Source organism: Micromonospora sp. NPDC048894, from assembly GCF_040649765.1.
Lineage (GTDB): Bacteria > Actinomycetota > Actinomycetes > Mycobacteriales > Micromonosporaceae > Micromonospora > Micromonospora antibiotica.
In genome coordinates this window covers 355,453-374,989 of sequence record NZ_JBEZFY010000007.1, presented here as the reverse complement: position 1 = coordinate 374,989, position 19,537 = coordinate 355,453, and the positions used below count along the sequence as shown (strand labels likewise).

Annotated in this window: 12 protein-coding genes and 3 pseudogenes; 6 read left to right on the top strand and 9 right to left on the bottom strand. The window is 73.3% G+C overall.

Features of this window, described 5'->3' with window-relative positions; genetic code table 11:
• Window positions 1-152: 152 nt before the first annotated feature.
• Window positions 153-1,406, bottom strand: coding sequence for a globin domain-containing protein (locus tag AB0C22_RS18555; RefSeq protein ID WP_357536089.1), 1,254 nt, complete (start codon window positions 1,404-1,406; stop codon window positions 153-155).
• A gap of 113 nt (window positions 1,407-1,519) precedes the next feature.
• Here AB0C22_RS18555 and AB0C22_RS18550 point away from each other — a divergent pair, with 113 nt between their 5' ends.
• Window positions 1,520-1,960, top strand: coding sequence for an Rrf2 family transcriptional regulator (locus tag AB0C22_RS18550; RefSeq protein ID WP_219469197.1), 441 nt, complete (start codon window positions 1,520-1,522; stop codon window positions 1,958-1,960).
• 140 nt (window positions 1,961-2,100) lie between these two features.
• Here AB0C22_RS18550 and AB0C22_RS18545 read toward each other — a convergent pair whose 3' ends face one another.
• Complete coding sequence (locus AB0C22_RS18545; RefSeq protein WP_219469200.1) at window positions 2,101-3,357, bottom strand: hypothetical protein; 1,257 nt, start codon at window positions 3,355-3,357, stop codon at window positions 2,101-2,103.
• Window positions 3,358-3,570: 213 nt separating this feature from the next.
• Here AB0C22_RS18545 and AB0C22_RS18540 point away from each other — a divergent pair.
• From AB0C22_RS18540 to AB0C22_RS18525, 4 genes and pseudogenes are all read left to right on the top strand, one after another.
• Window positions 3,571-5,088: pseudogene (locus AB0C22_RS18540) on the top strand (ATP-binding protein); the annotation flags it as partial.
• Window positions 5,065-6,534, top strand: a pseudogene (locus AB0C22_RS18535) (DNA topoisomerase); the annotation flags it as partial. The pseudogenes AB0C22_RS18540 and AB0C22_RS18535, both read left to right, overlap by 24 nt.
• Before the next feature lie 6 nt (window positions 6,535-6,540).
• Window positions 6,541-7,179: pseudogene (locus AB0C22_RS18530) on the top strand (toprim domain-containing protein); the annotation flags it as partial.
• A 41-nt stretch (window positions 7,180-7,220) separates the two neighbouring features.
• Window positions 7,221-9,710, top strand: coding sequence for a DNA topoisomerase IV subunit A (locus AB0C22_RS18525; protein WP_357536086.1), 2,490 nt, complete (start codon window positions 7,221-7,223; stop codon window positions 9,708-9,710).
• Window positions 9,711-9,758: 48 nt separating this feature from the next.
• Here AB0C22_RS18525 and AB0C22_RS18520 read toward each other — a convergent pair whose 3' ends face one another.
• The 7 genes from AB0C22_RS18520 to pseB all read right to left on the bottom strand — a co-directional run bounded on the left by AB0C22_RS18520 (window position 9,759) and on the right by pseB (window position 17,129).
• Window positions 9,759-10,391, bottom strand: a complete 633-nt coding sequence (locus AB0C22_RS18520) for an alpha-ketoglutarate-dependent dioxygenase AlkB (RefSeq protein WP_219469209.1) — start codon at window positions 10,389-10,391, stop codon at window positions 9,759-9,761.
• A 13-nt stretch (window positions 10,392-10,404) separates the two neighbouring features.
• Complete coding sequence (locus tag AB0C22_RS18515; RefSeq protein ID WP_357536120.1) at window positions 10,405-11,496, bottom strand: spore coat protein; 1,092 nt, start codon at window positions 11,494-11,496, stop codon at window positions 10,405-10,407.
• On the bottom strand, window positions 11,493-12,221 hold the full coding sequence (locus AB0C22_RS18510; RefSeq protein WP_219470838.1) for a glycosyltransferase family protein: 729 nt from the start codon (window positions 12,219-12,221) through the stop codon (window positions 11,493-11,495). The genes AB0C22_RS18515 and AB0C22_RS18510 overlap by 4 nt, the downstream gene beginning before the upstream one ends.
• 116 nt (window positions 12,222-12,337) lie before the next feature.
• Window positions 12,338-14,101 carry a class I SAM-dependent methyltransferase gene (locus AB0C22_RS18505; protein WP_357536118.1) on the bottom strand — a complete coding sequence of 588 codons (1,764 nt, stop codon included), beginning with the start codon at window positions 14,099-14,101 and terminating at the stop codon, window positions 12,338-12,340.
• A gap of 41 nt (window positions 14,102-14,142) precedes the next feature.
• Window positions 14,143-14,979, bottom strand: a complete 837-nt coding sequence (locus tag AB0C22_RS18500) for a hypothetical protein (protein WP_219469212.1) — start codon at window positions 14,977-14,979, stop codon at window positions 14,143-14,145.
• Between the two features lie 12 nt (window positions 14,980-14,991).
• On the bottom strand, window positions 14,992-16,149 hold the full coding sequence (locus AB0C22_RS18495) for an aminotransferase class I/II-fold pyridoxal phosphate-dependent enzyme (RefSeq protein WP_219469216.1): 1,158 nt from the start codon (window positions 16,147-16,149) through the stop codon (window positions 14,992-14,994).
• Complete coding sequence (gene pseB, locus AB0C22_RS18490) at window positions 16,146-17,129, bottom strand: UDP-N-acetylglucosamine 4,6-dehydratase (inverting) (RefSeq protein ID WP_219469218.1); 984 nt, start codon at window positions 17,127-17,129, stop codon at window positions 16,146-16,148. The genes AB0C22_RS18495 and pseB overlap by 4 nt, the downstream gene beginning before the upstream one ends.
• Window positions 17,130-17,478: 349 nt before the next feature.
• Between pseB and AB0C22_RS18485 the strand changes: the two genes are divergently transcribed.
• Entirely contained in the window at window positions 17,479-19,392 is a 1,914-nt protein-coding gene (locus tag AB0C22_RS18485; RefSeq protein ID WP_357536083.1) for a hypothetical protein, read from the top strand.
• Window positions 19,393-19,537 lie beyond the last annotated feature (145 nt).

The window sequence follows — 19,537 nt, the reverse complement described above, 5'->3', positions numbered from 1 at the left end:
GCCCGGACGTCGCGCACCGCCCTGCATGCCCGAACCAGTTGCCCAGCGCGGAGGCGATAAACATCAACTTTCCGTACCGGCCCGACCGCCCTGCGTGCGCCGGTGGTCGGGCGGGGCGCGGTCCGCCGGACGGCCGTGGTGGGGAGGAACGTTCACCTCGGCTCGGGCAGCATCCCCGGGCCGAACACCTCGTAGCCGATCCGCTCCGCCGGTACGCCCCGGCGCAGCAGGTCGCCCCGGACCTGGTTCATGAACGGCAGCGGTCCGCAGAGGTGCACGTGCGCGTCCGGGGAGAGGGGGATCAGTTCCGGCTCGATCAGGCCCGGGGACACCTCGGCGACCAACGGCGGGGTGTCGTCCCCGGCGGTGCCCTGCTCGTACCAGAGCCGCAGGCGCAGCCGGGGCAGCCGGGCGTGCAGCGCGAGCAGGTCGGCCCGGTGGGCGTGGGCGGCGGCGTCCCGGTCGGCGTGGGCCAGCACCACCGGCCGGTCCGGTGCGGTGGCCGCCAGGTGCTCCAGGGCCGACATCGCCGGGGTGAGGCCGATCCCGGCGCTGACCAGCAGCAGCGGCCCGTCCCCGGCGACCGCGCTGACCTCACCGAAGGGTGGGCTCAGTCGCAGGATGTCGCCGGGGGCGACGCGTTCGTGCAGGAAGCTGGAGACCAGACCGTCCGGGGCGTCCCCGGTGCCCCGGACCCGTTTCACGGTGATCCGCCAGTGGTCGTCGGCGGGGCGGCCGGAGAGGCTGTACTGACGGATCTGCTGGCCGAGCCCGCCGCCGAGGTCCACCGCGACCGAGACGTACTGCCCGGGGACGAAGCCCGGCACCGGGCCGCCGTCGGCCGGGACGAGGGCGATCGAGACGACGTCGGTGGCTTCCGGGGTCACCCCGCCGACCCGCCAGTCGCGCCACACCGCGCCGTCCCCGGCCAACCCGGAGACCGTGTAGAGGCGGGCCTCCCGGGCGACGAGTTCGCAGGCCATCAGCCAGTACACCTCGTCCCAGGCGGCGGCGACCTGCGGGGTGACCGCCGCGCCGAGCACCTCGCCGACGGCGGCCAGCAGGTGCCGACCCACCAGCGGGTACTGGTCGGGGGTGATGCCGAGCGAGGCGTGTTTGTGCGCGATCCGGTCCAGGATCGCCGTCCACCCCGTCGTGTCGGCACCGGTGAGGTGCCCGGCGTACGCGACGACGGAGGCGGCCAGGGCCGCCTGCTGACGTCCGGTCGCCTGGTTTCCCCGGTTGAACAGGTTCAGCAGTTCCGGGTGGGCGGTGAACATCCGGGCGTAGAAGCGGCCGGTGATCTGGTCGGCATGGGCCCGGACCACGGGCAGGGTGGCGGTGACGACGGCGGCTGACGACTCCGAGAGCACGGCTCCTCCTTGCTGTTCGGCTACAGAGGACACCTAAACAGGAATCTCAGAGTCTTCTTAAGGGCCGAAGGTCCCGGGTCCGGGGACGCGGCGGTTCCGGCCGTCCGCCCCTGTCCGCCGCCGACTGCCCTGGTTAGGGTCGGGCGGTGAAGCTCAACCGGTCGACCGACATGGCCCTGCGGATCGCCATGCTCACCGCCCCAGCGTCGACCCGGACCACCGTCGACGAGCTGGCCGACCGGCTGGACCTGCCCCGCAGCCACGTGGCCAAGGTGGTGCAACGGTTGCAGCGCGCGGGCGTGCTGGTCACCGTGCGGGGCCGCTCCGGTGGGGTGGCCTTCGCCGAGGGGGCCGAGCGGATCACCGTCGGCCGGGTCGTACGCGCCTTCGAGGGGGAGGGTGAGGTGGTCTCCTGCGAGGAGTCCGGCTGCGCCCTGCGCGCCGGCTGCCGCCTGCGGGTCCAGCTCCGCCGCGCCCAGGCGGCCTTCCTCGCCGTCCTCGACGAGGTGCCGCTGGGCGACCTGGTCGACGCCTCGCCGACCGCCCTGCTGCTCAGCCTCGCCCCGCCCGCTCCGACGGCGACCTGAACCCGCGTCGCGCTCCCCGTGCCCCCGCACCCGGCCGGCGCGAGGCGAGCTGAGCGGCCCGGTCGGTGGGGCGAGCCGAGCGGTGCGGGCGGTGTGGCCGGTGGGAGCGGCTCGACCGCCCGCTCCCACCGGCCGCCGGTTCAGCTGACCTGGACCGTGCCGTCCGTCGACCGGACGCAGGCGACCGTACGGGCCGCCGTCGCCGCCGCGCCGGTCAGGCACCGACCCAGCACCTGGTGCCCGGCCGCGCTCGGGTGCCAGGACTCCTGGCAGGTCTGGAAGTACGTCCCGCAGGTGTTCGCGATCCGCTGGATGTCCAGCTTGTCGTAGCCGGACAGGCTGGTCACGAAGACTCCCGAGGTGCCGTCCTGGAGTCGGATCGGGGTGGCCAGCGCGTTGCCGGGGCTGCCCGCCGACTCGCACAGCCGGGCCCCGTCAAAGGCCCGCTGTACGTTGAGGTAGACCAGGTCGGCGGAGGGGAACTCGGCGGACAGCGTGCTGCGCACCGAGCTGACCAGGGTGCCCAGGCCCTGCGAGAAACGCTGGCCGGGGGCGAGGCTGGCCCGGTGGATCGGGCAACCGGCGGCGTACCGCTCGGCACCCAGGTCGCGGAACTTGTCCCGGGTGTCGTCCCGGCTGTCCTCCTCCCAGTAGGTCGAGGCCAGCTCCGGCGGCAGCGGGTTGGTGTAGTCCTGGAAGACGATCCGGTGCTGGCCGTCGGCGTCGATCTGGTCCAGCGTGGTGAGGATCTGCCGGACCGCCGCCGTCGTCTCCGCCGTCGCGGCGGCGACCTGGGCGGAGGTGGCCAGGTCGGCGTCCGAGCACGGCTCCTGCTCCACCGGTCCGCCCAGGTACGCCCAGAACTCCCACCACCCGGTCCAGGCGTCGGCGATGAACCGGTTCGCGCACTTCTCGGCGACGCTGCCGAACGTGAACGAGCTGTTGTTGGAGCCGAGGCCGACCAGCACCAGGTCGATGTCGTGGGTCTGCCCGACCGCGCGCAACTGGTCGAGCTGGGCGGCGACCTGCCGGCCCTTGGTCCGGCTGGCCGAGGCGTTGGCGATGTCGTACGGCTGGCCGCCGGAGCAGGCCAGGTTGAACCGGTCGGTGATCCCCGGCAGGTCCGCCTTGAACAGTGAGGCGTTGGGTGATCGGTGGCAGAAGTAGGCGTTGTTGTTCGGTGCCGACCAGCCCGGGAAGGGCTGGGCCACCCCGTTGAGGTCGGTCACCGGCGCGTACGCCCCGGCACCCTCGCCACTGATGAAGCTGTCGCCGAGGGCGACGGCGGCGGTGGGCAGGGCGGCGGCGGCCGGTGCGGCGGAGCCGACGGCGACCGGCAGGGCGGCCGTGGCGACGGTGAGGAGCGCCGCGAGGGCGCTCCGACGGAACCTGGACATGACGTCCCCCATCTGTCCATGCAAATGTGAAAGATCCTGCTGGGCCGGATCAGATCACTTGGCGAGATGGGCGTCAATGCCTCTTAACATGATCGTCGAATCACGGAAATGGTCGTTTCCGGGTCCCGTCCACCCGGCCGGGGAAGGCCCCGACGGTCGGCGGCGTTGTGCCCGGCAGACGCGCGACGCCGTCCGACGTGGGGCTGCACGCCGCTGTCGGGGCGTACGGCTACGCTCGCTGCGGCACGCCGCGCGTGGAGAGATCGAGACGGTGAGCGGCACCACACCGCCGAGACCGGGGAGTACGACCAGTTGACCGCACAGCCTGAGACCCTCTACGGGGCAGACGACCTCACCCACCTGGAGGGCCTGGACGCCGTCCGCAAGCGTCCCGGCATGTACATCGGCTCCACCGACAGTCGTGGCGTGGGTCACCTCGTCAACGAGATCCTCGACAACTCCACCGACGAGGGTGTCGCCGGTCATGCCCGTACCGTCGAGGTGATCCTGCACGCCGACGGCTCGGTGCAGGTCGACGACGACGGCCGGGGCATCCCCACCGACGTGCACGCCAAGTCCGGCATCTCCGGGGTCGAGCTGGTGCTCACCCGGCTGCACGCCGGTGGCAAGTTCGGCGGCTCCGGTTACAAGACCTCAGGTGGCCTGCACGGCGTGGGTGCCTCCGCGGTCAACGCGCTGTCCCGCCGGTTCGACGTGACCGTCCGACGCGGCGGCAAGGTGCACGCGATGTCGTTCCGGCACGGCGTGCCCGGGGTCTTCGCCGGTGACGGCCCGGACGCCCCGTTCACCGCCGGGCCCGGCCTCCAGGTCGTCGGGTCGATGAAGCGCGGCCAGCGCACCGGCACCTCGATCCGCTACTGGCACGACGCCCGCTACTTCGAGACCGGCGCCCGCCTCGACGTCGAGGCCGTCCGGATGAAGCTGCGCAACACCGCCTTCCTGGTCCCCGGGGTCGACTACCGGCTGCGCGACGAGACCGCCGAGGAGCCGGTCGAGGAGCGCTTCCACTTCCCCAACGGGCTCACCGACATGGTGGAGTTCCTGGCCCCGGCCGGCGACCGCCCGGTCTCCGGCACCCTGCTGGTCACCGGCGAGGGGAGCTACCGGGAGAACGCCGCCGACGCCAACGGCGTGATGCAGTCCAACGTGCAGCGCCGGGCCGAGGTGGAGATCGCCTTCCGGTGGGGCACCGGCTACGAGCGCACCGTCGAGTGCTTCACCAACACCATCCGCAACGCCCACGGCGGCACCCACCGCAAGGGGTTCGAGCGGGCGCTGACCCGGGCCCTGGCCGATGCCGTCCGCAACACCCGGGGGCTGCTCAAGCCCAAGGAGGACCCGCCCACCCTGGACGACGTCCTGGAGGGGATGACGGCGGTGCTGCACGTCCGCATCCCCGAGCCGCAGTTCACCTCGCAGACCAAGGACGAGCTCTCCACCGCCGGCATCACCAAGGTCCTCCAGACCCTGGTCGAGCAGCACGTCAAGGCGTGGCTGGAGGACAAGCGCAGCAAGGCCGAGGCGCGCACGGTGCTCCAGAAGATCGTCGACGCGGCCCGGGTGCGGCTGACCCAGAAGCAGCAGAAGGACGCCGCCCGGCGCAAGACCGCCCTGGAGGGCGCGTCGATGCCCGCCAAACTGGTCGACTGCCGCGCGACCGGGGTGGACCGCAGCGAGCTGTTCATCGTGGAGGGGGACAGCGCCCTGGGGTGTTTTACCGGCGACACCATGGTCGCGCTCGCCTCCGGCGAGGCTCGGTCCTTTGCCGATCTGGCGGCGGACTGGCAGCGGGGAGTGACCCATTTCGGCTACACCACCAACAAGGCGGGGCGCGTGGTGGTTGCTCCGCTGGTGGAGCCACGTCTCACCAAGAGAGCTGCCCGGCTGGTCCAGGTGCAGCTCGACAACGGCGCGTCGGTGCGTTGCACTCCGGATCACCTTTTCCGGCTGCGCGACGGTTCCTACCGACGGGCCGATGCCCTGACCCCCGGTGACTCACTGATGCCTCTGTACCGGAGCATTTCCAGTAAGGCCGAGGGGCACAAGCTGAACGGGTACGAGCGGATCTGGATGAACGACCGGGAGGAGTGGGTCTACACCCACTACCTCGCGGACGCCTGGAATCTTCGTCACGGTCGCGACAGCGCCACCAGCGGCAACGTCCGTCACCACATCGACATCAACAAGCGCAACAACGATCCGCGAAACATCCGACGGATGACCTGGGCCGACCACTCGGCACTGCACGCCGCGATGATGGGCGAACACGTCCACGCGGGCTGGCGGGAGTGGTTTGCCAACGGCGGCCGGGAGTTCAAGTCGGCCATGCTCAGCGCGCAGTGGCGCGATCCCGCATTCCGTGAGGCGTGCCTCGCCCGGCTGTTCGCGCTCAACGAGTCACCCGAATTCCGAGCCAAGCTGAACAAGGGCTTTCAGGACTGGTACGACGCGCTCAGTGACGAGGAAAAGGCCGCCTACGCCGACCGGATGCGGGACCGGCAGGCCCAGTACTGGTCACAGCCCGAGCACCGTGAGGCCGCTGCGGAGCGCGTCCGGAACTATTTCGCGGACCCTGCTCGTCGTTCCGCCTGGCGGGAGCGTTCGGTACGGCAGTGGGACAACTCCGAACTGCGTGCCTGGCGGTCGCGAAAGACCGTCGAACAGTTCAGTGATCCTGCCGAGCGGGAGCGCCAGCGCAACGCGGTGCGGGCGTGGCACGAGGAGAACCCCGAATTCGGGGCCCGTCACTCACGCTTGATGAAGCAGCGGTTGGCAGACCCGGACACCGGTCACCTTGCCCAGGCGCAGGCCGGTCGGGCTGCCTACGTGGCCAACGTGCCGAAGAGCGAGCGGGTCGGTCGCCAACAGGAGGGCAGGCGGCGGGCCGCGCTCAAGCGGCTCGCTCCGCTGCTGGTGCTACCGGATACGGAGCTTGCTGCGGCGTACGAAGCCGACCGTCTGACGTCCGCACGCACGGGACTCCGGTTCGATCGACTCCTGGCGTTCTACGACGGCGACTACGCCCGCCTCCGGGAGGCGGTCAATCTGGTGAACCACCGTGTCGTGTCGGTCGAGCCGCTTGACGAGACAGCGGACGTCTACGACCTGACCGTCGACGGTTACCACAATTTCGCCCTCGAAGCTGGGATCTTCGTCCACAACAGCGCACGGGTCGCTCGTACCTCGGAATACCAGGCGCTGCTGCCGATTCGCGGCAAGATCCTCAACGTGCAGAAGGCCAACCTCCAGCAGGTGCTCGACAACGCCGAGTGCGCGGCGATCGTGCAGGTGCTCGGGGCCGGCTCGGGGCGTACCTTCGACCTGTCCTCGTTGCGCTACGGCCGAGTGCTGATCATGGCGGACGCCGACGTGGACGGCGCGCACATCCGGACCCTGCTGATCACCCTCTTCGCCCGCTACATGCGACCGCTGATCGAGGCCGGCCGGCTCTACGCCGCGATGCCACCGCTACACAAGATCACCACCAAGGGGCGCACCCCGCAGACCACCTACACCTACACCCAGGCCGAGATGGAGGCGACGGTCCGCAAGCTGGAGAAGGCCGGCAAGCAGATCGTCACCCCGATCCCGCGCTTCAAGGGCCTCGGTGAGATGGACGCCGACGAGTTGTGGGACACCACGATGAATCCCGCCACCCGGGCGGTCCGCCGGATCACCCTCGACGACGTCGACGCCGCCGAGCGCATCCTCGAACTGCTGATGGGCGAGAAGGTCGAGCCGCGCCGCAACTGGCTCATCGACTCCTCCGACCGGGTCGACCGGGACGCGATCGACGCATGACCAGCACCGTGGCCGCCGTACCCCCGGAAGAGAGCTGAACGATGGCACGCCGTAAGGACGACCGCGCCAAGGTGGACCTGTCCGCCTTCGACCAGGCCGGCGCGCGGGTCTTCGACAACCCGCTGGTCACCGAGGTCTCCGACTCCTACCTGGAGTACGCCTTCTCGGTCATCCACTCCCGCGCCCTGCCCGACGCCCGCGACGGCCTCAAGCCGGTGCACCGCCGCATCCTGTGGTCGATGCACGAGCAGGGCCACCGCCCCGACCGGGGGCACGTGAAGTCCGCCCGGATCGTCGGGGATGTGATGGGCAAGTACCATCCGCACGGCGACACGGCGATCTACGACGCCATGGTCCGGCTCGCCCAGGACTTCTCCCTGAACACCCCGCTGATCGACGGGCACGGCAACTTCGGTTCCCCGGACGACGGTCCGGCCGCCGCGCGCTACACCGAGGCCCGCCTCTCCCGGGAGGCGATGCTGCTCGTCGGTGAGCTGGGCGAGGACACCGTCGACGTCGAACCCAACTACGACGGCTCGCTGACCCAGCCGACCGTGCTGCCCGCCGCCTTCCCCAACCTGCTGGTCAACGGCGCGTCCGGGATCGCGGTCGGGATGGCGACCAACATGATCCCGCACCACCTCGGCGAGGTGGTCTCCGCCGCCCGCTGGCTGATCAACCACCCGGACGCCGACCTCGACCGGTTGATGGAGTTCGTCCCCGGCCCCGACCTGCCCACCGGCGGTCTGCTGCTCGGCCTGGACGAGGTGCGCCGGGCGTACGAGACCGGGCGCGGCGTGGTGCGGATGCGCGGCCGGGTCGAGATCGGCCCGCTGGAGGGCAGCCGGGGGCGGCAGGCGATCACCGTGGTCGAGTTGCCCTACGGCGTCGGCGCGGAGAAGGTCATCGCGGCGATCACCAACGAGGTGAACAAGACCAAGCGGCTCACCGGCATCGCCGACGTCAAGGACCTCACCGACCGGGAGAGCGGCACCCGGCTGGTCGTCGAGTGCAAGGTCGGGGTCAACCCGCAGGCGTTGCTGGCCGACCTCTACCGGCTCACCCCGCTGGAGCAGTCCTTCGGCATCAACAACCTGGTGCTGGTCGACGGCCAGCCGCGCACCCTGGGGTTGAAGGCGCTGCTGGAGGTGTTCCTGGCCCACCGCTACGAGGTGGTGACCCGGCGCAGCGCGTACCGGCGGCGTAAGCGCCAGGAGCGGCTGCACCTGGTCGACGGACTGCTGGTCGCACTGCTCGACATCGACCGGGTGGTCAAGCTGATCCGGGCCAGCGAGGACGCCCAGGCCGCCAAGGACGGCCTGATGCAGAAGTTCAAGCTCTCCGAGATCCAGGCGACCTACATCCTCGACACCCCGCTGCGCCGGTTGACCAAGTACGACCGGATCGAGCTGGAGGCCGAACAGGACAAGCTGCGCGGGGAGATCGCCGAGCTGTCCAAGATCCTCGACGACCCGAAGGTGCTGCGCAAGGTCGTCTCCGACGAGTTGGCCGCCGTGGTGAAGCAGTTCTCCGGGGCGCGGCGGACCACCCTGGTCGACGGTGACCTCAAGGAGGTGCTCGCCGCGTCGGTGCCGGCCGGGCCGTTGGAGGTGGCCGACGACCCGTGTCAGGTGATCCTCTCGGCGACCGGGCTGGTCGCCCGCACGGCCGCCGAGTCGGAGGAGGCGTCCGAGGGGCGTCGCCGCAACGGCCGGGTCAAACACGACACCGTACGCGCCGTCGTGCACACCACGGCCCGGGGGCGGGTGCTCCTGGTCACCAGCGCCGGCCGGGCCTTCAAGGTCGACGTGTTGCCGCTGCCGGTGCTGCCCGAGCAGGCCGGCACGGTGTCGCTGCGCGGTGGCATGGCCGCCGCCGAGATCGTTCCGCTGGCGGCAGGGGAGACGGTGATCGGTCTGGCCCCGCTCGGCCCCACCGCGCAGGGCTCCCCGGGGCTGGCGCTGGGCACCCGGCAGGGCGTGGTCAAGGTCTGCGCCCCGGAGTGGCCGGTCCGCTCGGACGAGTTCGAGGTGATCTCGTTGCGCACGGGCGACGAGGTGGTGGGGGCGACCTGGCTGGCCGACGACACCGAGACCCTGGCCTTCGTCACCAGCGAGGCGGCCCTGCTGCGGTTCGCCGCCACGCTGATCCGCCCGCAGGGGCCCAAGGGCGGCGGGATGGCCGGGATCAACCTGCCGGCGGGTGCCCGGGTGGTGTTCTTCGGCGCGATCCGCACCGACGACGCCGCGCACGGGGAGCCGATGGTGGTCACCTCCACCGGGGCCACGGTCAAGGTGACGCCGTTCGCGTCGTACCCGGCGAAGGGCAGGGCGACCGCCGGGGTGCGGGCGCAGCGCTTCCTCAAGGGGGAGACGGACCTGGTGGTGGCCTGGATCGGGGCGCGGCCGGTGGGCGCGACGGCGACCGGTGACCCGGTGGAGCTGCCGCCGGCCGATCCGCGCCGCGACGGGTCCGGCTTCGCCGTCATGCTCGGCCCGACCGTCGTCGGGCACCTCATCGAACGCGACTGAGTCCGGCCCGGCCGTCGTGAGGGCTGACGGCCGGTCGCCCGGTCGGCGTCAGGCGACGTCGACCGGGCGGAACTGGACGCTGACCCGGGGGCCGACCGGGCGGGTGGTCTTGGGCACGGCGTGCTCCCAGGTGCGCTGGCAGGAACCGCCCATCACCACCAGGTCGCCGTGGCCGAGCGGGAAACGTAGCGTGTCGCCGCCGCCCCGGGGGCGCAGCAGCAGCGGGCGGGGCGAGCCGAAGGACACGATCGCCACCATCGTGTCGGTGTGCGCGGAGCGGCCGATGGTGTCGCCGTGCCAGGCGACGCTGTCCCGCCCGTCGCGGTAGAGGCACATGCCGGCGGTGACGAACGGCTCGCCCAGCTCGGCGGCGTAGTGCCGGCTCAGCGCCGTGCGGGCCGCGGTGAGCAGCGGGTGCGGCAGCGGGCGGTCGGGGCCGTACCAGCAGAGCAGGCGGGGGACGTCGACCTCGGTGTCGTACATGGTGCGGCGTTCGGCCCGCCAGGGGACCCCGGTGCGCAGGGCGTCGAGGACCGTGTCGGAGCCGTGCACCCAGCCTGGCAGGTGGTCGACCCAGGCGCCCCGGGTGAGCACCCGGCGGCGCAGCCCGGCCAGCGGGGTCAGTGTCGGGCCGGCGTCGGTGAGGTCGAGCATCGACGGTTGGTAGGCGGCCTGCGACATACCCGGCACCCTATCAGGGGTTTAGTACACCCGTACGATCGGCGATCCGGGTGAGGACGGCGTCGGCCACCCGGGCCCGGCCGCGCCCGTCGACGGTGGCCCAGGCGCGGGCCGCGAGCGCCGCCCGACGCTGCGGGGACGCCAGCAGGGCGCGCAGCGTGCGGCCCGCGTCGGCCCGTGCGGCCCGACCGGCCAGCCCCGGCGCGACCAGGTCCGGCAGTTCACCGAGGCCGGCGGCGAGCCGGTGCGCCACCACCCGGCGGTACGCGTCACGCTGGTTGTCCACCACGCAGACCAGCGCGGCGGGCGCACCCAGACAGCAGAGTTCCCAGGTGGAGGTGCCGGCGGCGCTGACCACCAGGTCGGCCGCGCCGATCAGCGCGGGCAACGTGTCGGTGGGCGCGAGGAGGTGCAGCGACTGCCCCCGCCCGGTGGCGACCCGCGTCAGCTCGGCCTCGATCTCCGGCCGCCCGACCACCACGGTCAGCTCCATCGGGTGGCCGGTGCCGAGCAGCACCCGGGCCAGCACCGGGGCCGCCCCGACGGCGTCGGTGCCGCCGAAGAAGGCCAGCACCCGGGGTCGGTCCGTCGGGGTGGCCGGCGGTGGGGCCGGCGGCCGGACGGCGGTCACCGCGTCGCGCAGCAGCGCGTACCGCACCCCGGCCAGCAACCGGCCGCCGCCGGTGCCCGTGCCGCCGGTGCCGTGCGTGCCGGCGGTGTCCGCGCCGAAGTTCTGGTCCAGGTAGAGGTCGGCGTCCTGGCCCCGGGTGTCGCCGTCGACGATGGCCAGGGTGACCACGCCGGCCGCCCGCAGCGCCCCGGCCCCCGCCGGGTCCAGCTCGTACGAGTCGAGCACCAGCGCGTCCAGGGCGTGCGCGCGGGCCGCCTCGACCAGCCCGGCGGGGGTGCCCGGACCGGGGTGGACCGGGATGCCGCGCGCGGTCAGTCGGTCGGCGGCCCAACCGACCCGCTCGACGGTCCCGAACAGCTCGACCCGGGCACCCCGGGCCAGGAACTCCTCGCCGAGGGCCAGGCAGCGCACCAGGTGCCCGACGCCGGTACGCGGGCCGGCGTCGCAGCGCAACCCGATCCGTGGTGGCTTCAGGACTCCTCCAGCCGCTTCTGGCGTACCGAGGAGTTGAGGGTACGCAGGTCGGGCCGCCCGTCCAACCAGTCGGCGAGTTTCGCCAGCGGCACGCTGACGTCGCCGAAGTGGTCGACGACCGCGCTGACCAGCGCCCAGTCCTGGTCGGTGTCGAGGGTGAGCCGCAGCGTCGACCGGTCCGGGGTGAGGGTCACCCCGAGCACCCGGAACAGCTCCGGATGGGCGTACGCCCAGGAGGTGACGTGCACCCGGTGGTGCTCGACGGCGAGCCGGTCCAGGGTACGCAGCGCGTCCGCCCGGATGATCTCCACGTCCAACCCCCGGGGCAGGGTACGGGCGATCGAGGTGCTGGCGTAGTCGAGCCCGGGGACGGCCCGGTAGACCGCCGCCACCAGGGAGACGATCTCCGGGTCGAGCAGCGGGCAGTCCGCGGTGAACCGCATGACGGCGTCGCCGGGGTGGGCGTCGAGCGCGCCGACGAACCGGCTCAGCACGTCGTCCACCGGTCCCCGGTGCACCGGCACGTCGAGCCGCGCGCACTCGGCGACCACCGCGTCGTCGACCGGGTCGACACTGGTGGCGACCACCAGGTCGGCGAGGACCCCGCTGTCCCGGGCGGCCCGGACCACCCGGCCGAGGACGCTGCGCCCGGCCAGCGGACGCAGCACCTTGCCGGGTAGCCGCGACGAGCCCATCCGGGCCTGCACGATCCCGACGATCCGCAGGTCGGAGCCGACCGGTGCGACCGCGTCGGGTCCGACGAGGTCGGCGTGGCCGGGCCGGCCCGTCGTCGGGACGCCGGCGCCGCCGGGCCGGCATGGCGGAGGGGTGTGCGGGGCGGTCACTGCTGCTCCTCCGGCGGTTTGGGGCCGAGCGCCTCACGGGCCCGCCGTTTCGCCGCCCGGGCACCCCGCTTGGCCAGCCGGGCGGGGGTGATGGCCAGCCGGCCCACCCGGTAGCTGAGCGAGCCACTGAGCAGGTTGATCGTGGCGTCGGCGCGACGTAGCGCCCGTTCCCGCGAGGTGAGCAGCTCCTCGGTCCACTTCAGCAGGGCCGCCAGCCGGGTCAGCTCCTCCCGCTGGCGTACCCAGGCTTCCCGCATCTGCTGGTAGCTGCGCGGCCCGGCGGGCGGGTCGGTGGGGGTGACCGCACGCAGTTCGGTGGCGAGCGCCCCGCGCCCGTCGGTGTCCAGGCCGCGCAGGGCGGCGGTGACCGCCGCCTCGGTCTGCACGGCCGCGTCCACGGTGGCCCGGTCCAGGTCGTGCCCGGCGACTCCACCGAGCACCACGGTCAGCCCGGCGACGTCCACGGTGGACGGCCACGGGTGGGCGTAGCCTCCGGTGAGCAGGGCGACCGCGAACCGCCACAGCCCCCGGGCCAGCACCACCTCGAGGGGCAGCGGCTCGCTGGCCTGCCAGCTCGGGTCGAGCACCGCGAAGGTGTCCCCGTCGACGACCACGGTGTCGGGGTCGGCCAGCGCCGCCGCGCCGGTCAGCCGTCCGTCCGGGTCGGCCTGCCCGGCGAGCCACCCGGCGTAGCCGCGCAGCAACCGGCGTAGGGCGTCCAGGTCGCGCCGCAGGCAGCCGTCGAGCAGCAGGGTCCGCAGCAGCCGTCCCGGCGGCACCGGCCCGGTGAGCGCGGCCGGGTCCCGGTGGGCGGCCTCCCGGCTGGCGAAGGGCGCCGGCCGGGTCCGGCCGGCCCCGCCGCCGGTGACGGCCCAGCGCCAGCCGGCGACCCCGTCGTGCACCTCGACCACCCCGATCCCCGGCGGGCCGGTCTGCACCAGCACCACCGGCAGCGCCGCGCGGGCGGACCGGTCGTCGTCGGCGGGCCGGTGGGCCACGACCAGCCAGCCCGGGGCCAGTGTCGCGCCGAGCCCGGCGTGCAGCGCGTCGACCGCCAGCCGGGCTGGGTCCTGGAGCACCGCGCCGCCGGCGAACCCACCGGCGCAGGCACCATGCAGCACCGCGTCGAGCAACCCCGAGGTGGGTGACCGGTCCAGCGCGTCGGTGCCGACCAGCGCCGTCGCGGCACCCGGATCGGGGTACGCGGCGTAGCTCGCGTCGGCGGTCAGGCCCACCTCGGCGAGCCGGTCCCGCAGCTGCTCCCGGTTGGCCGGGCGGCCGGCGTCCAGCACCCCGCCGATGCTCCACGCCGCGTCGGCCCGGTCGGCGTACCAGGGGGAGGTGGCGACCAGCCGGGACACCCCCAGCGGGTTGTCCAGGCGCAGCAGCAGCGTGCCGCCGGGCCGCAGTGCGGCGGCCAACCGGGCCAGCACCCCCGCCCAGCCCAGCCGGACGCCCTCCACCGACTCGACGGCGTCCAGGCCGGCCCCGGCCAGCACCACGTCGAACGTGTCGGCCGGGTCGAGTCCGGCCGGCCCGCCGACGATCACCCGGGCCGCCCGGTCGGTCAACACCACCGCGTCGGGGTGGCTGCGCAGCAGGCAGGTGACCTCCGCGTGGGCGAGCCGGTCCAGCAACGCCGGATCGTGCGGCCCGGCCACCAGGACCCGGGCCCCGGCCGGTACGACCCGCGCGGCCAACGCGCCCAGCGGACCGCCGTCGGCCAGCCGCTGCTCCGGCAGGTCGGACCAGGCCAGCATCTCCCCACCGGGCAGGACGACGGGGGCGGTGGTTCCAGTGGTCAACTCGTGCCTCCTGCGGGATGCGCCCAGCCGAGCAGCTCACGCAGCTCGGCGGGGGTGCAGCGGTGGTCGGTGCCCAGCTCGGCGCGGGCGATGTCGACGGCGGTCGGCAGGTCCACCGTCTCGCCGTGCAGCTGCGGCCACTGCCGGCGGATGCGGGCGGTGCCGCCGAAGGTGGGGTCCTCCTTGGCCAGGATCATCGGGTCGCCGTAGACGGCCGGTTCACAACCGGCGGCGATGCCGTAGAAGATGGCGCTGGTCAGCCGGTTGGATGCCACCCGGGCGTGCCGGCGCAGCTCGGTGAGCTGCTTGTCGAGGAAGAGCGGGTCGGTGTCGCGCCACCAGTGGCCCCGGTAGCCGTGGCAGATCACCCGGAAGCCGGCGTTCTCGTAGAGCCGGCGGACCCGGCGCATGCCGTACTCGTGCCAGTAGAGGCAGACGGTGACCGGGCCGGGTTCGGTGTCCCTGATCCGGGCGATCAGCTCCTTGTGGTCGCCCTTGACGTGCTGGCCCTCCCAACCGTGGAACGGGTACCAGATGGTGCCTTCCCGGGCGGCCGGCGGCGGGTCGTCGCGGCGCAGGTCGAGCAGGTACGCGAAGGGCGCACCGGTGACCACCACGTTGCGCCGCCCGACCGACCAGGCCCGCCGCCGGGTCTGCTCCGACCAGAGCAGGCTCGGGGTGCGCTCGGCGTACGGGTGGCCGGGAGCGAGGCCGTCGCCGATGTTCCAGCCGTGCTGGACGTACCCGTTGATCCGGGGCGGGTGGCCGTCGCCCAGCCCGCAGTAGCGGGCCAGCACGTGGGCGTGCCCGTAGAAGTGGTTCGCGTGGTGCATCGGTTCCCCCGGTCAGGCGGCGGTGGGCGCGGTGACGCCGCGCAGCGCCGCGCCGAGCGCGTCGATCACCCGGTCCTGGTCGGTGTCGGTGAGACCCGGGTACAACGGCAGCGAGAGCTGCTGTGCGTAGAACGACTCGGCCACCGGGCAGGACCCGCGCCGGTAGCCGAGGTCGGCGAAGGCCGGGTGCCAGTGCACCGGCAGGTAGTTGACCTGGACGCCGATGCCGGCGGCGCGCATCCGGTCGTAAACCTCGCGGCGGCGGCCGTCGAGGACCCGGACCGGGTAGAGGTGCCAGGCGGGGGCGGCCCACGGCCGGCGGGTCGGGGTGAGCACCCCGTCCAGGTCGGCCAGCGCCTCGTCGTAGCGGGCCACCAGCCGGGCGCGGGCGGCGAGGAAGTCGCCGAGCCGGCGCAGTTGGCTGCGGCCCAGCGCGCAGAGCACGTCCGGCAGCCGGTAGTTCAACCCGAAGGAGTGCACCTCCTGGTGCCAGCCGCCCTCGTCCGGCGCGCGCAGCTCGGCGCGTTCCCGGACCAGCCCGATGTTGCGGAACCGGCGGGCCCGCTTCAGCAGCTCAGCGTCGAGGCTGGCGACCGCGCCGCCCTCGGCGGTGGTGAGGTTCTTGGTGGGGAAGAACGAGAAGGTGGTCAGGTCGGCCAGTGAACCGACCGGCCGGCCCCGGTAGGTGGCCCCGATGGAGTGCGCCGCATCGGCCAGCAGCAGCGCGTCGGAGCCGGTCAGGGCGGTGCGCAGGGCGTCGTAGTCGGCCGGGTGGCCGGCGTAGTCGACGGCGGCGACGACCTTCGTCCGGGCGGTGGTCGCCGCGGCTGCCGCCGCCGGGTCCAGGGTGAACGTCTCCTCCTCGACGTCGGCGAAGACGATCCGCGCGCCGAGGGCGACCGCGCTGCTGGCCGTCGCCACGAACGTCATCGGCGGCACCACCACCTCGTCGCCGGGTCCCACCCCGGCCGCCGCGTAGGCGACGTGCAGGGCGGCCGTGCCGTTGGCGACCGCCGCGCAGCCGGCCCCGCCGGTCCAGCCCGCGAGGTCCGCCTCGAACGCGTCGACCTGCGGGCCGGTGGTCAGCCAGTCGCTGCGCAGGGTGGCGACCACGGCGGCGACGTCGTCGTCGGTGATCGACTGCCGGCCGTACGGGAGCATCGCCGTCACGCCGTGATGCCCAGCATGTCGCGCAGCTGCCGGACGCTCAACCACTCGTCGTTGCCGTCGGACTGGTAGGCGAACCCGTCCGGCACCGGCTCACAGTCGACGGGCGGCCGGTAACCCCAGGTGGCGATCGTCGGTTGGACGATGAACCGGTCCTTCGCGCGCAGCGTCCGGCGGCTGTCGTCCGGGGCGATCATCTCCTCGTGCAGCTTCTCGCCGGGCCGGATGCCGATCTCATGGGTGGTGGCGTCCGGGGCGACCGCCTCGACCAGGTCGAGGATGCGCATGCTGGGGATACGCGGCACGAACAGCTCCCCGCCCTGCATCTGGTCGAAGCTGTCCAGCACGAACTGCACGGCCTGGTCCAGGGTGATCCAGAACCTGGTCATCCGCTTGTCGGTGATCGGCAGGCTCTTGCCTTCGGCGGCGAGCCGGCGGAACAGCGGCACCACCGAACCCCGGCTGCCCACCACGTTGCCGTAGCGGACCACGGCGAACCGGGTGGGGTGCTGGGCGGCGTAGTGGTTGGCCGAGACGAAGAGCTTGTCGCCGACGAGCTTGGTCGCGCCGTACAGGTTGATCGGGCTGGACGCCTTGTCGGTGGAGAGCGCGATGACCTTCTTGACGCCGGCCTCGATGGCCGCGTCGACCACGTGCTGCGAACCGGTGATGTTGGTGGCGATGAACTCCGACGGGTTGTACTCGGCGGTGTCCACCTGCTTGAGGGCGGCGGCGTGCACCACGTGGTCCACCCCGTGCATGGCCCGGGTGAGCCGGTGCCGGTCCCGGATGTCACCGATGAACCAGCGCAGCCGGGGGTCGTCGCCGAGTTGCTGGCGCAGCTCGTACTGCTTGAGTTCGTCGCGGGAGAACACCACCACCCGGGCCGGGTCGGCCACGTCGAGGACGTGCCGGAGGAACGTCTTCCCGAAGGACCCCGTCCCGCCGGTGACCAGAATGGAGGACCCATTCAACTCACTCAATTTGGTGCTCCCCAGCTCGTGGTTGGTGCGCCACCGGCTCGGGCCAGGCGACCGGACGGACGCTAACCAGGTCGGGTTAACACCCCGACGCCCCCGGGTGAACCCACCGCGCTGCTCCCGTGAATGCCGGACCCCCGGCAGACGAACACTTGCCGACCCGGCTGCTGCCGGCTGACCAGCGGCTACGTCGCTGACTACAGTGGCCCGGCGCGGCCGGTGGGCACCCCGCCGCAGGCGCATCCGACACCCACGGTCGGGCACCCGCCCCGCCCGGCCCGGCCTGCGGGCCGGGACCGTCGCGCGTCCCGGGCGGGCCGACGGGGGTGCCCCGACGAGGCAGGAGACGACGATGGTGGCCGTCACCGAGGTAGGACCCCGGGTCGCCGACCCGCCCGGGCAGCCGGCCGGTCGAGGCCGTCGGCTGGTGCCGGTGCTGCTGGTGGTCGGCTGGCTGGTGGGCGTCGCCTGGCGGATGTGGTCGTCCCGGCACGTGCCGCTGCCCATCGCCCACACCGACGAGGACAGCTACCTGCACACCGCCCGCGCGTTGGCCGGCGGGCCGGGCGGCTTCAGTAGCGAGAACGGGCCGTTGCGGCGGGTCGGCTACCCGCTGTTGATCTCCCCGGCGTTCCTCGGGGAGCGGGACTTCACCGACAGCTACCGGCTGGTGCAGTTGATCAACGCGGTGCTGAACGCGACGGTGCTGCCGCTGGCGTACCTGCTGGTGCGTCGGCTGGTGCCGGTGAGCCGCGCGGTCGCCCTGGCCGCCGCCGCCGTCGCGGCCACCCTCCCGGCGACCGTCTTCTACGCAGGCGTGGCGATGATCGACGCCGTGCTGGCGCCGCTGGTGCTGGCCTGGCTGCTCGCCGTGCACCACTGGGTACGCCGACCCGGCCCGCTGGCCGCCACCGGGGTCGGTGCCCTGGTCGGGGTGTTCCACCTGCTGCACTCGCGGGGCCTGGTGATCGTGGGGGTGCACGCCGGTCTGGTGCTGCTGCTGTTGCTGCGGCGACGGATCAGCCCGGCGCAGGTGCTCGCCGCCGTCCTGCCGGTACTGGCGTTGGCCCTGCTCAACGAGGCGGTCATCCGGCTGCTCGGCGACCGGGTCTACCTGCTCGGGGACCCGCCCGGCGGCGGCACCGTCCGGGCGGTCGCCTCCGGGCCGGGGCTGCTGCGGGTCGGCGCGGCGGTCGCCACCCAACTCTGGTACCTGGTGGTCATCACCTTCGGCCTGGCCGGTGTCGCCTGGGCCGGCGCCGTCCGCCTCCTGCTCCGCCGTCCCGCCGCGTTGTCCTCCACCCCGGCCTCGGCACTGTCCTCCGCGCCGGCTCCGGCTCCGGCCCCGGTCCCGGTCTCCGCGCCGGCTCCGGCCCCGGTCCCGGTCTCCGCGCCGGCTCCGGCCCCGGTCCTGGCCTCCGCGCCGGCCGCGACCACGGTCGGCACCTCCGTCGCAGCAGGGTCGGCGGCGGACGATGCGGCGACCCGGTGGACGGTCGGGGTGGCGGTGGTGACCAGCGTCGGGGTGGCCGCCGGAGCGTCGGTGATCCTGGCCGGCATCACCGGTAAACCGCTGGACGCCATCTACGGCCGCTACGTGCAGATGCTCGCCCCGTTCTGGCTGCTGGTCGGGGTGGTGATGCTGGTGACCGCGACGCCCCGGGTGCGGTGGCGGCGGGCGGCGGTCGCGGCGGCGGTGCTGCTGGCCGGGGCGACGCTGATCGCCGCCCGGCTCGCCTGGGTGGCCGGCCGGGGACACGAACTGCGCTACGGCGGCTTCGGCGCACCGGACCTGATGGCCCTGACCGGGGGCTGGCGCGAGTTCCGGCCGTTCACCGGCGCGGCCGTCGGACTGGCCGGCTGCCTGCTGCTGGTCGCCGCCGTGCGGTCGCCCCGGCTGCGCGTGCCGGTGCTCGCCGCGCTGGTGGTGGTGAACATCGGCACCATGCAGGTGATCACCGACCGGCTGGTCCGGCCGATGGTCGCGGCGACCGCCCCGACCCCCCGGGTGGCCGACCTGGGGGTACGCCCCGGCGACCGGGTCTGGGCGTCGCTCGGCGTGCAGTGGGTGCTCCGGTTCAACCTCAGCCACCAGGTCACCTGGGCCGACGTGCGGTGGTTCGTGGACAACCCGCCGGCCGACGCGGACGTCGTCCTCGTCCGGTGGGCACCCGGCGAGCCGGACGACTGGGACGGCACCCGGTACGGCTTCGTCCGGTTGGGGGGTAACCCGGCGCAGCACTGGGCCGCCTGGCGTCGCCGCTGACCCGGGTGGTCCCCGCACGTCACCGCCACCCGGTGCCGGGTCGCGGTGGCGCACGCTTTCGCCATCCGGTGCCGCCCCGGTCGTGTGCGTTTCCCGCCGTCGCCCGGTGCGCGCCATTCGGTTAACGGGGGATGGCCGGTCGATG

Bases quoted from the DNA above. Each gene is read 5' to 3' on its own strand.
- AB0C22_RS18545 (WP_219469200.1), bottom strand. From the start codon at position 3,357: ATGTCCAGGTTCCGTCGGAGCGCCCTCGCGGCGCTCCTCACCGTCGCC.
- AB0C22_RS18525 (WP_357536086.1), top strand. From the start codon at position 7,221: ATGGCACGCCGTAAGGACGACCGCGCCAAGGTGGACCTGTCCGCCTTC.
- AB0C22_RS18520 (WP_219469209.1), bottom strand. From the start codon at position 10,391: ATGTCGCAGGCCGCCTACCAACCGTCGATGCTCGACCTCACCGACGCC.
- AB0C22_RS18505 (WP_357536118.1), bottom strand. From the start codon at position 14,101: ATGCTGGCCTGGTCCGACCTGCCGGAGCAGCGGCTGGCCGACGGCGGT.
- AB0C22_RS18500 (WP_219469212.1), bottom strand. From the start codon at position 14,979: ATGCACCACGCGAACCACTTCTACGGGCACGCCCACGTGCTGGCCCGC.
- AB0C22_RS18485 (WP_357536083.1), top strand. From the start codon at position 17,479: ATGGTGGCCGTCACCGAGGTAGGACCCCGGGTCGCCGACCCGCCCGGG.